General features: G+C 71.6%; 11 protein-coding genes. 6 read left to right on the top strand and 5 right to left on the bottom strand.

Annotation, left to right across the window (positions count from 1 at the left end; translation table 11 throughout):
* Window positions 1-19: 19 nt before the first annotated feature.
* Both C1I98_RS07955 and C1I98_RS07960 read left to right on the top strand, forming a co-directional pair.
* Window positions 20-991: a Gfo/Idh/MocA family protein gene (locus C1I98_RS07955; protein WP_111166439.1), complete on the top strand. Its 972-nt coding sequence runs from the start codon at window positions 20-22 to the stop codon at window positions 989-991.
* Window positions 984-2,075 (top strand): zinc-binding dehydrogenase, encoded by a 1,092-nt coding sequence (locus tag C1I98_RS07960; protein WP_111166427.1) that lies wholly within the window; start codon window positions 984-986, stop codon window positions 2,073-2,075. The genes C1I98_RS07955 and C1I98_RS07960 overlap by 8 nt, the downstream gene beginning before the upstream one ends.
* Here C1I98_RS07960 and C1I98_RS07965 read toward each other — a convergent pair.
* From C1I98_RS07965 to C1I98_RS07975, 3 genes are read right to left on the bottom strand one after another with little or no spacing between them, the layout of a single operon-like run.
* On the bottom strand, window positions 1,965-3,380 hold the full coding sequence (locus tag C1I98_RS07965; protein WP_111166428.1) for an MGH1-like glycoside hydrolase domain-containing protein: 1,416 nt from the start codon (window positions 3,378-3,380) through the stop codon (window positions 1,965-1,967). The two genes, C1I98_RS07960 and C1I98_RS07965, sit on opposite strands and share 111 nt — an antisense overlap.
* Window positions 3,381-3,413: 33 nt before the next feature.
* On the bottom strand, window positions 3,414-4,223 hold the full coding sequence (locus tag C1I98_RS07970; RefSeq protein WP_233507424.1) for a sugar phosphate isomerase/epimerase family protein: 810 nt from the start codon (window positions 4,221-4,223) through the stop codon (window positions 3,414-3,416).
* 23 nt (window positions 4,224-4,246) lie between these two features.
* On the bottom strand, window positions 4,247-5,338 hold the full coding sequence (locus C1I98_RS07975; protein ID WP_233507426.1) for a zinc-dependent alcohol dehydrogenase: 1,092 nt from the start codon (window positions 5,336-5,338) through the stop codon (window positions 4,247-4,249).
* 251 nt (window positions 5,339-5,589) lie between these two features.
* Here C1I98_RS07975 and C1I98_RS07980 point away from each other — a divergent pair, with 251 nt between their 5' ends.
* Genes C1I98_RS07980 through C1I98_RS07995 form a run of 4 tightly spaced genes read left to right on the top strand, consistent with a single transcriptional unit; the run spans window position 5,590 to window position 9,940 of the window.
* Window positions 5,590-6,951, top strand: a complete 1,362-nt coding sequence (locus C1I98_RS07980) for an ABC transporter substrate-binding protein (RefSeq protein ID WP_111166431.1) — start codon at window positions 5,590-5,592, stop codon at window positions 6,949-6,951.
* Complete coding sequence (locus tag C1I98_RS07985) at window positions 6,948-7,892, top strand: carbohydrate ABC transporter permease (RefSeq protein WP_111166432.1); 945 nt, start codon at window positions 6,948-6,950, stop codon at window positions 7,890-7,892. The genes C1I98_RS07980 and C1I98_RS07985 overlap by 4 nt, the downstream gene beginning before the upstream one ends.
* Complete coding sequence (locus C1I98_RS07990; protein ID WP_111166433.1) at window positions 7,889-8,773, top strand: carbohydrate ABC transporter permease; 885 nt, start codon at window positions 7,889-7,891, stop codon at window positions 8,771-8,773. Before C1I98_RS07985 ends, C1I98_RS07990 begins: the two co-directional genes overlap by 4 nt.
* Before the next feature lie 24 nt (window positions 8,774-8,797).
* Window positions 8,798-9,940 carry an ROK family transcriptional regulator gene (locus C1I98_RS07995; protein WP_267898022.1) on the top strand — a complete coding sequence of 381 codons (1,143 nt, stop codon included), beginning with the start codon at window positions 8,798-8,800 and terminating at the stop codon, window positions 9,938-9,940.
* 58 nt (window positions 9,941-9,998) lie between these two features.
* Here the strand turns inward: C1I98_RS07995 and C1I98_RS08000 are convergent, their stop codons facing one another.
* The gene (locus tag C1I98_RS08000) at window positions 9,999-10,742 is read right to left on the bottom strand and encodes a serine hydrolase domain-containing protein (protein ID WP_158557958.1); all 744 of its coding nucleotides are present in this window, start codon (window positions 10,740-10,742) and stop codon (window positions 9,999-10,001) included.
* Between the two features lie 71 nt (window positions 10,743-10,813).
* Window positions 10,814-11,077, bottom strand: a complete 264-nt coding sequence (locus C1I98_RS41260) for a hypothetical protein (RefSeq protein WP_199536797.1) — start codon at window positions 11,075-11,077, stop codon at window positions 10,814-10,816.
* Window positions 11,078-11,579: the final 502 nt, after the last annotated feature.

Here is an 11,579-nt window from a genome sequence, read left to right on the forward strand (position 1 = left end):
CTGGTGGCAGTCCATCGTCGTGAATCGCATACGGATCGGCATCGTGGGCGCGGGGAATGTGGCCGCGCGCCACGCCGCGGTGCTGTCGTCGTTCCCGGACGTGGAAATCGCCGGAATCGCCGACACAGTGCTTGATAAAGCACGAGTACTCGCCGGCGAATATGGGGTGCCCGCATATTCTGGGCATGAGGCATTGCTCGCGGCGGGTTCGCTGGACGCGGTGTACGTCTGCGTCCCGCCGTTCGCCCATGGCGCTCCCGAACTGGACGCGCTCTCCCTCGGCCTGCCGCTGTTCGTGGAGAAGCCGCTCGCGCTGGACGCCGCCACCGCCGAGAAGATAGCCGCCGAGGCGGCCCGGCGGGGCGTGCCGACCGCGGTCGGCCACCACTGGCGCTACCTGGACGTCCTGGACCAGGCTCGCGCCCTGCTGGACGGCCGTCCGGTACGGCTGGCCCTCGCCCACTGGCTGGACAAGATCCCCCCGGTGGGCTGGTGGCCGCACCGCGCGATGTCCGGCGGCCAGGTGCTCGAACAGGCGATCCACGTCCTTGACCTGGCGCGGACGCTGGTCGGCGAGGTCGGCGAGGTACACGCGGTGCCCTCGGCCGCCACCGACGGGCAGGAGGGCGACATCGATCGGGCCACGGCGGCCGTGCTGCGCTTCCGCAACGGCGCGGCCGGGCTGCTGGCCACCAGTTGCCTGCTCGGCTGGAAGCACCGGGCGGGGCTGGAGGTTCAGGCCGACGGCATCGCGCTGGACCTCGGCGAGGACGAACTGGTGACGCACACCTCGGAGGGCAGGCGGGTGGAACGCGACCCAGGCCATGCCCGCACCCGGGTGGACCGGGCCTTCGTGGACGCGGTGCGCGGAACCGGCGACGACGTGCGCGCGCCGTACCAGGAGGCGCTGCGCACCCACCGGCTGGCCTGCGCGCTCACCTCCTCGGCCGGGCTCGGCCGGCCGGTCGCGTTGGAGGACGGCGATGGGTGAGGGACGGGTGCTCCGCATCCCGGCGGCGGGCCGCGCGGAGATCGTGACCGAGGCGGTGCCGGACGTGGCGGACGGCCGGTTCCGGGTGGAGACCCTCTACAGCGGGATCTCCGCGGGCACCGAACTGACCTACCTCAAGGGCACCAACCCCTACCTGCGCACCTCCTGGGACGGCGGGCTGGGCCTGTTCACCGACGGTGAGCCGGCCATCGAGTACCCGGTCACGGGGATCGGCTACATGCAGGTGGGCCGGGTCACCGAGAGCCGCACCGCCGCCGTGTCGGAGGGCGCGGTGGTCGCCATGACGTACGGCCACCGCACGGTGCACGTGGCCGATCCGATGACCGAGCGGTTCGTCGAACTGCCCGGCGAGATCGACCCGATGCTCGGCATCTGGGTCGCCCACATGGGCCCGATCTGCGCCAACGGGCTGCTGCACGCGGCCCACGACGTCTACGGCCCGGCCGCGGGGCAGCTCGGCGACGGGGTGCGCGGGCGGCGGGTGGCCGTCACCGGCGCGGGCGTGGTCGGGCTGCTGGTCACGGCGTTCGCGCTGGAGCACGGCGCGGCCGAGGTGATCGTCATCGACGGCACGCCGTCGCGGCGGCGGGCCGCCGAGGCGCTCGGCGCGCGGGCGCTGGACCCCGAGGCGGTGGACGCGCCGCTGACGGTCAAGCAGCGCTGGCGGCGCGGCCCCGGCGACCGCGGGGCCGACGTGGTCTTCCAGTGCCGCGGCCGGCCGGGCGCGCTGGCCCTGGCGCTGCGCCTGCTGCGCCCCCAGGGGACCGTCATCGACCTGGCCTTCTACACCGACGGCGCGGAGCAGGTACGGCTCGGCGAGGAGTTTCATCACAACGGGCTGGGCGTCCGCTGCGCGCAGATCGGCCGGGTGCCGCGCGGCATGGCGCACTTGTGGGACCGCGAACGGCTGTCCGCCGAGACCATCGGCCTGCTCCGCGCGCGCGGATCGGCGCTACGCGAGCACCTGATCACCGAGGTCGCCGCCTTCGACGACGCCCCCGCGCTGCTGGTCGAGCTGGCCGAGCGGCGCAGGCACGCGGTCCAGGCGGTACTGAGCGCGTAGCGCGGGGTCGGCGAGCACGTCGAGAGCCAGCGCGGCGGACCAGCCGAAGTCGCCGCAGCCGTGCCCCTCGCCGGTGAACGGGTTGAAGTATTCGCGAAACCCGGCCTCGCGCACCGCCCGCAGCACCTGCGCGCCCAGCCTGTGGGCGAGCCCGGGGTCGGTTGCGCGCAGCCCTTCGAGCACCAGCCAGCTCGTGTTCAGCCAGCTCGGGCCGCGCCAGTAGCGGGCGGGCTCGAAGGCGGCCCCGCCCGGCGGGTAGCTCGGCAGCAGCGTGCCGTCCTTCAGGCCGAACCTGGTTACGGCGGTGGCCACCAGCCGGTCGGCGACGTCGGCGGGCAGGCCCGGCAGGATCAGCGGGACCAGCCCGGCCACGCTGTCCTCGGGCAGGATTTCGCCGGTGCGGGCGTCTCGGGCGCGGAAGATGCCGCCCGAAGGGTCCCACAGCCGCTCCAGCATGGCCTGGGTGATCTCCTCGGCCCTGCGCAGGTGCGGGGCGGGGTCGGCGTCCACCACGGCCGCGATCCGCGCGAGCGCCGCCTCCGCCGCGCCGTACAGGGCGTTGAACAGCGGGTCCTCCACCACGAAACCGGTGCGGCCGGTGTAGCCGGCGTCGCGGTACGCGGCGGCGATGGCGGTGTAGCGGGCGTAGTCGCGGTCGGTGGGCCGCTCGCCCGCGGCGACGTGCGCGAGGTCGCGGCGGCGCTCCCGCATGTGCGGAGCGGCGACCTTCGCCAGCGGGGCGTCCCATATGGGGCTGTTGTCCATTCCGGACTCCCACGGGTGCACGATCGACACCAGCTCCGACCCCGACATTCGCCGGGACGTGCGCAGAAACCGGTGCTGGGCCTCCAGCCGGGGGTAGATCCGGTAGAGGAAGGCGCGGTCCGGATCGGCCAGGTGCACCCGCCAGGCGGCCAGCGCGTGCACGGGGGGCTGCACGATGCCCGAGGTCCGCGCTCCGGAGGGCGCGGTGGCCTGCCAGAAGGCCGGGCCGGGGAAGTAGGCGTCTTCGGGCACCGCCGGGTTGAACACGATGTGCGGAACCCGGCCGTCGCGCCACTGCCCGCCGAACAGGGTCATCAGCTCGGTGCGGGCCCGGCGCGGCGACCAGCGGGCGGCGCCGATCGCGATGAACGCCGAGTCCCAGCTCCACTGGTGGGGGTAGAGCCTGCGGGAGGGCACGGTGTAGGCGCCGGTCCAGTTGGCCAGCAGGACGCGGATCGCGCCGCGGCGTATTCCGGCCTCTTCGGCCGAGGGCTCGGCGATGGTCGTGGGGCGGGCAGGTGCTTGCGCCGGGGGAATCATGGCTTCCTAGGGGTCACCGGGGGAGGACGGGGATCACAGGAACATTCTGAGGAACGCGGCCGTCTGCGGGAGCGCCGTCTCCGGCTCGCCGCGCAGCCGGCACTCCAGGGCGAGGTCGCCGTGGTAACCGATCGCGTCGAGGGTGGCCAGGTGGGCCGCCCAGTCCAGGTGGCCGGTGCCCGGCTGGTGCCGGTTGGACTCGCTGACCTGCATGTGCGCGAGGTGGGGAGCGGCCTCGGCGAGCGCCGAGCAGGGGTCGTCCTCTTCGATGTTCATGTGGTAGGTGTCGCCGACCGCCCGGACCGAACCGAGCCCGGTCGCCCGGCACAGCTCGACGGCCTGGGCGAGGGTGTTGACCATGTGGTTCTCGTAGCGGTTGAGCGGTTCCAGCATGATCAGCACGTCCAGCGCGGCCGCGTGCTCGCCCAGCTCGGTCAGCGCGTCGAGCAGCACCGCCCGGTCTTCGGCGGGCGGGCGCGGCGGCTCGAACGGCGGCAGCCGCAGCGAGAACTGCCCCCATGAGGCGGGCGTCATCACTCCGAGGCCGCCCAGCTCGGCGATCACCGAGAGCTGCGACCGCAACTGGTCGATCGCGTCGCGGCGCAGCTCGGCCGAGAAGTCGCCGATGAAGTGGGGCATGTCCACGCAGACCGTCGGCATCACCACGCCGTCGGCCTTGGCCCGCGTCAGCTCGCACAGCCGGGACTCGAAATGCCGCCCGCCCTTGCCGCGCAGCTCGATGCCGTCGAATCCGGCGGCGGTCGCGAAGTCGAACTTCTCCTGCAGGGTGCGGCCGGGGACGAGCTGCTCCTGGCAGGTGATCCGCATGGTTTTCGCTGTCATCGCTGTCATCGCTGTCATCGCTGTCATCGCTGGACGAACTCCTCGGGCGCCGTACTCCGCTCGGGCGCGGAATCGAACTTGAAGACCACCTGAAGCACCTCGTGCGGACGCCGGTCGATCATCGCGTAGACCTCGGCGGCCTCGGTGACATCGACCACATGGGTGACCAGCGCGGCGGTATCGACCCGGCCGGCGACGGCCAGGTCCATGAACGTGCGCTGCAACCGAGGGACGTCCCACCGGTGGACCAGCCAGGAGGCCACGCTGGAGATCTGGGAGGCCACGAGCTGCACCTGGTTGTGGTGGAACTCCTCGCCGAGCCGCAGGTCGAGCGCGCCGTCCTGGTAGAAGCCGGCCGCGACCACCCGGCCGCCGCGGCGGACCGTCCTGATCGCCTCGTGCAGCCCGGCGTGGTTGCCGCTCAGCTCGATCGCGGTGTCGGCACCGACCCCGCCGGTCAGCTTGCGGACGAACTCGGCGGCCGACCCGGAGGTCACGTCGAACGCCTCGGCCGCGCCGTACGCCTTGGCCAGCGCGAGGCGCTGCGGGATCGCGTCGGCGGCGACCACCCTCCCCCCGTTGAGCACCGCCAGGCGGGTGGCCAGCAGGCCGATCACGCCCTGCCCGAAGACCGCCAGCTCGTCACCGAGGTGGATCCCCGCGGCGTGCACGGCGTTCAGCGCGATGGCGCCCACCCGGGCGAAGACGCCGGTCAGCGGGTCGGCGCCGGGCGGCAGGACGTGCCCCGCCAGCTTGGCCGCGGGCACCACCGCCTCGCCGCGATGGCCCCAGATGCCCCACACGATCGAGCCGAGCGGGGGGTCGGTGACGTCGGGGGCGGCCTCGACCACCTCGCCGACCTCCTGGTAGCCCCAGCCGGTCAGCGGGTAGAGGTGGGTGCGCCCTTCGACGAACAGGCCGTTGGCCGCGTCCCAGCGCCGGGTGAGGTAGGGGTTGGTGCCACGGTAGGCGGTCAGCTCGGTGCCCGCGGAGATGCCCGAGTAGAGGGTGCGGACGCGGACACTGCCGGGAGACAACTCCGCGGGACGCTCGCCGATCACCTCGACGGAGCCCGGTCCCTTGATGCTGACGACGCGGTTCACAACAGTCTTCACAGGGGGATTCACAGTCGGTTTCGGGGAATTGTAACGTTGCACACCGAGACTTATGCTTTCTGATCAACCAAAAGCACCTGGGTTACTGCTTCCACCAACACTCTACCCGCTTTTGAATCACGCATAAGTGGAATGAGACCTACCAGGCCCCCCAAGCCCGCGACCCCACGCGGCTGGATTACCGCCGCCGCCAGGGGTAGTGGACGCGCACATCACCGATCGGGGCCTACCTGACGTGAGGGGGCGAGCACATGCCGGGAAGGGCGATCGCCTCGGCCTGCTCCCTGATCCTCGCCGGACTCCTGGCCGGTTGCGGCGGCGGCGAAGGGCGCGACGACTCCACCATCACCGTCTGGACCGAGGAGAACCTTCCCGACCGGATGGCGGCGCAGCGGGTGATCGCGGCCGACTTCACCAAGCGGACCGGGATCAAGGTCGATCTCGTGGGCGTCGCGGAGGACCAGTTCAGCCAGGTCATCACCGCCGCCGCGGCGGCCAGTGAGCTGCCCGACGTGATCGGCGCGCTGCCGCTGGCGTCGGTGCGCGAGCTGGAGGCCGACGACCTGCTGGACCTGGAGACCCCCGGCGCGGTCATGGAAGAGCTGGGCAGGGACACCTTCATCCCGCGCGCGCTGGAGCTCAACACCGCGGATGGGCGGCTGCTGGCCGTACCGAGCGACGCGTGGGCGCAGCTCGTCCTCTACCGCAAGGACCTGTTCGCCAAGGCGGGCCTGGAGCCGCCGCGGACGCTCGCCGGGCTGCTCACGGCGGCGCGCGCGCTGAACCGCGACGACATGGCCGGGATCACGCTCGCCGTGTCGGCCCGCGACTCCTTCACCGCGCAGAGCTTCGAGCACGTCGCGCTGGCCAACGGCTGCCAGATGATCGACGGGCGCGGCGCGGTGGCGCTGGACTCCCCCGCGTGCGTACGGGCCTTCCAGCTCTACGGCGAGCTGGCCAGGAACTTCTCCGTGCCCGGCAAGCAGGACGTGGACACCACCCGGGCGACGTACTTCTCCGGCAGGGCCGCGATGACGATCTGGTCGTCGTTCGTGCTCGACGAGCTGGCCGGGCTGCGCCGGGACACGCTGCCGAGCTGCGCCGAGTGCCGCGCCGACCCGGAGTTCCTGGCCGAGAACACCGGCGTGGTGACCGCGCTGTCCGGCCCGGACTCCCCGCGGCCCGCGCAGTACGGCGAGATCGTCTCCTGGGCGGTCACCAGGGAGGCCGACAAGGACGCCGCGCGCTCCTTCGTCACCTACATGATGAGCGACGGCTACGAGCGGTGGTTCGGCATGGCGCCCGAGGGCAAGGTCCCGGTACGCGAGGGTTACGCGGACGCCTGGAGCCGCGCGCCCGCCGGCGTCGACGGCAAGCGGCCGCTGTCGGAGGTCTACCCGAAGCCCGTGCTGGACGCGCTGCGCACCAGCCCCGAGACCTTCTCCCGGTGGGGCATCCCGCAGGGCCAGGGCAAGCTGGTCGGCGCGGCCATGGGCGAGCTGCCGGTGCCCAAGGCGCTCAACGGCGTCGTCACCGGCTCGCTCACCCCGCAGCAGGCCGCCGCGCAGGCCAGGCGGGACGTCGAGGCGATCAAGCGCGGCCTGCGGCAATGACCCCGGCGCGCACCTTCCCCCGCCGCTCGCGCACCCTGCGCGGGCAGGAGTCGCGCGCCGGGCTGGTCCTGATCTCCCCGACGCTGGTCATCACACTGGTCGTGGTGATCGTCCCGATGGCCTGGGCGATCATGCTGGCCTTCCAGGACGCCCGGCTCATCAACATCCGCTACACCGGCCTGCTCGGCAACTACACGCTCGGCAACTTCGCCTACGTGCTGTCCGAGCCGGGCTTTTGGGGCTCGCTGGCCACCACCCTCGTCTACACCGTGGCGGGCACGGCCCTTTCCATCGGCGGCGGCCTGGCCGCCGCGCTGGCGCTGCGCAGCGGCTTTCGCGGCCGCACGCTGGTGCGCGCCTCCATCCTGCTGCCGTACGTCGCGCCGGTCGTCGCCGCCACGTTCGTGTGGGAGGTCATGCTCGACCCCCGGTACGGCATCGCCAACGTGCTCGGCACCCGGCTGCTCGGCTGGGACGACCCGGTCGCCTTCCTCACCCAGGCCGAAGGCACCTTCCTCGGCGTGGACGTGCCCCTCGCACTGCTCACCGTGATCGCCTTCGAGGCGTGGCGGTACTTCCCCTTCGCCTTCCTGTTCATCCTGGCCAGGCTCCAGGCGCTGCCCCGCGACCTGGACGAGGCCGCGCTGGTGGACGGGGCCACGCCCGTGCAGCGGTTCGCGCACGTCACGCTGCCCCAGCTCGGGAGGGTGATCGCGCTGCTGGCGGTGCTGCGGTTCGTGTTCACCTTCAACAAGTTCGACGACGTCTACCTGCTGACCGGCGGCGCGGCCGGGACCGAGGTGGTCAGCGTGCGGGTCTACAACCTGCTCACCGCGCGCGGCGACATCGGCGCCTCGGCGGCCCAGGCGCTCGTGCTGGCCGTCGTACTGGTCGTGTTCCTGACGATCTACCTGCGCTTCTTCGCGAAGGAGGGGCCATGAGCACCGCGCCCGCCCGCCGGTGGACCCGCGACCGGGTGGAGCGGGCCGTCTTGGGGGTGCTGCGGTGGGTGGTGATCGCGGTGCTGGTGGTGGCCACCGCCTTCCCCTTCTACTACATGGTCATGCTGTCCCTGCGCGACATCCAGGACCTGATCCTCCGCCCGGGCGCGCTGCTGCCGTCGGAGATCACCATCGGCACCTACCGTGAGGTGCTGGCCTCGGAGGAGTCGGGCGGGCAGGGCTTCCTGACGTTCATCAGGAACAGCGCGCTCATCGCGATCGCCGCCGTGGTGCTGACTTTGGCGATCGCCATTCCCGGCGCTTACGCGGTGGCCCGGCTGCGCTTCTTCGGCCGCCGTCAGGTGCACTTCCTGTTCCTGGCGGTCTACCTGTTCCCGGCGATCGTGCTGGCGATTCCGCTGTTCGTGCTGTTCACCATGATGGGGCTGCGCGGCTCGCTGGTGGGGCTGGTGCTGGTGTACATCTCCCAGACGATCCCGGTGACGGCCTACATGCTGCGCAACTACTTCGAGACCGTGCCGGCCGGCGTGGAGGAGGCGGCGGCGATCGACGGCTGCGGGCGGCTGGCCACGGTGTGGCGGGTCACGCTGCCGCTGTCCAAGCCGGCGCTGATGGCGACCGGGCTCTACGTCTTCATGATCGCCTGGAACGAGTTCCTGTTCGCGCTGCTGTTCCTGGTGGAGCGCAGGGAGAAGTGGACGGTTTCGCTAGGTCTGTCACAACTTGCCGGGAGTATTGAGATTCCCACTACGGTACTGATGGCGGGATCGGTGGTGCTGACGCTCCCGATCGTGATTTTGTTCTTCGCCGGCGAACGCCTGCTCACCGAGGGGCTGACGGCCGGCGCGGAGAAGGGGTGAGAGAGTCTGTCACCTGGCCAGATCCTGTGGCTCATCCGGGAAGGGCGCTGCCGTACCCGCAAGGAGCTGATCGCGTACACCGGGCTGTCCCGATCGACGATCAGTGACCGGGTGGACCGGCTCATCGAGGCGGGCTACATCCGCGAGTGCGGGGTGGGCGCCTCGGAGGGCGGACGTCCGCCGTCGGTCCTCGAAGTCGACCCGTCCGCGCGGCTGGTGCTCGTCGCCGACCTCGGAGCCGGGCACGCCGGCGTCGCGCTGACCGACATGTCGGCCACGGCGGTGGCCGAGGAGTTCGCCGAGATCCACATCGACCGCGGCCCGCAGCAGGTGCTGGACTGGGTCCGCGAGGCGTTCTTCCGGCTGCTGGACAAGACCGGCAGCCCGATGTCGGCGGTGTGCGGCGTCGGGATCGCGGTACCCGGCTCGGTGGACCACGAGTCCGGCCGGGTCGTGCGGTCCTTCCTCATGCCCGGCTGGGACGACTACCCCATCGCCGATGTCCTGCGCGGATCGTTCGACGTGCCGATCCTGGTGGAGAACGACGCGACCGCCATGGCGATGGGCGAATGGTGGGCCTCCTGGCGCGCGTCCCGGTCGCTGCTGCTGGTCAAGGTCTCGACCGGCGTCGGCGCGGGGATCGTGCTCGACGGCCGCATCTACCGGGGCGCGGAGGACGCGGCCGGCAGCATCGGCCACGTGCGGATCAGGGAGGAGGACGACCGTGTGTGCTCGTGCGGGTCGCGCGGCTGCGTCGCCTCCCTGGCCAGCGGGCGCGCGGTGGCGCGCGAGCTGACCCGGATGGGACGCGACGCGTCCTCCAGCCGCGACGTGGTACGCCTGGTCCAGGCGGGCGACCCGGACGCGATCGACGTGACCCAGGAGGCCGGCCGCACGCTCGGCATCGTGCTGGCCACGGCGGTCAGCCTGCTCAACCCCGGGGTGCTGGTGCTGGGCGGCGACATGGCCGAGACCAAGGAGCACTACCTGACCGGCATCCGGGAGACGGTCTACCGGCGCTCCCTCCCCTACACCACGCGCAACCTGGAGATCGCCAACAGCACGCTGGGGCGGCGCGCCGGGATCGTGGGGAACGCGGTCCGGGTGATCGAGCACGTCCTTTCGGCCGAGGCGGTGGACGCCCGCCTGGCCTCATCGGCCCCCTGACCCTCCGGGTCAGGCCACGACGGCGTAAACCGCCTCGACCAGCGACCTGACCCGGAAGTCACCGCCTTCGAGGAGTTCGGAGCCCCCGTTGGGCACATAGCCGAAGGCGAGGCCGCGGCCGGGGGTCGGCGAAGGCGAAGGCGAACGACCCGGTGGCCCCGCTTCGCCCGAAGAGCCCGGTGATCTTCTCGGGCGCGGGCCAGAACGGCCCGCCGGGCACGGCGAAGCCCACGCCCCACGCCGTGCGCACCCGCAGGATCATGTCCATCCCGTCGGCCTGCGGCTCTCTGATCCGGTCGACCAGATCAGGGCCGAACAGCCGGATGCCGTCCACCTCGCCGATCATCGCGGCGAAGTAGCGGGCCAGCGAGTGCGCCGAGGCGACTCCGTCCATCGACGGGCTCTCCACCTGGAAGGTCCGCGGGTCGTTGCCCGACTCCCAGCCCATCACGACGCTCCCGTACAGGGCGCGGTAGGTCAGGGTCTCCGGGTCGTTCAGCGCCGTGACGAAGTCGGCCATCTCCGGTATCTGCATGCCCAGGCGCAGCGACTCGACGTCGGGAAGCACCATCTTGGCCATCCGCGGCATGGCCGCGTCCGGAACCCGGACGTAGCAGTCCAGGCCGAGCGGCCCGGTGATCTCACCGGCCAGGTACTCGCTCAAGGTCCCGCCGGAGATCCTGCGGACGATCTCGCCGGCCAGGTGGCCGATGCTGACCCCGTGGTAGCCGTGCGCGGTGCCGGGCGGCCACTCGGGGGTCGCGGCGGCGAGGGTGTCGGTGATCGGGGGCCGAGACCACACTATGCCGGTCCATGCCACCCGGACCATCGCTTTTACACCAGGCCCCCATCACCCCGGCCCTCCCACAGGGATCACGAACGCTTGCTGTAGTCGGTCAGGTCCTCGGCGGACCGGTAGTCGGCCTCGTCCATCCAGTGGCACCAGGGCAGCGATGTGCCCGGCAGCATCAGCCTCCCGCCACCCCGCCACGCCGCGACCTCGACGTGCCCGCGGCGCAACTCCATGACGGCCTCGATCGCGGGCAGCAGATTGGTGTCTCCACTGACCAGCACACCGACATCGAAGGCGTTGTCGATCCCCGGCGAGCCGGACGACGTCCACCGCCAGAGCAACATCGATGCCCTTCTCCTGCGCGGGCATGGTCGGCCATCCCCTTGGGTAACGAAGGGGGCGGCGCTTCACCACGACCAGCGGCGACCGGCGCCAGGCGTCGGCCTGGCGGTCGTTCGCGGAGGCCGCGGCGGGCTGCCGATCACGGCTCGGGTAGCCACGGTAGACACGGACCTGGGCCAGTCGGCTAGGCCGTCCGCTGGCCGATCGCCTGTCCACGATCAGGTGGGCGAGGCGGACCGGATCGATGTGACCTTGAGAAGGGTGGGTGTTTCTCGGCCAGAACCGGCTGAGCGCTGCGGTCTGCAGGTATTGATAGTCGATGAACACCACGACACGTGCGGGGGACATCACTAGATATCACATGACTACAGTGTGTGGGGGCAAAAGAATTCCCCGCCGGCCCGAGGACGGCGGGGAGCAATCGCTTTCAGCGTACACCAGGTCACGGTGAGTTGTCACCTGGTCTTGCGTGGGGGGAGGGGCCGGCGGTGAGCAGGCGGGTCG

It is taken from the genome of Spongiactinospora gelatinilytica (assembly GCF_003236385.1).
GTDB classification, from domain to species: Bacteria; Actinomycetota; Actinomycetes; order Streptosporangiales; family Streptosporangiaceae; genus Spongiactinospora; species Spongiactinospora gelatinilytica.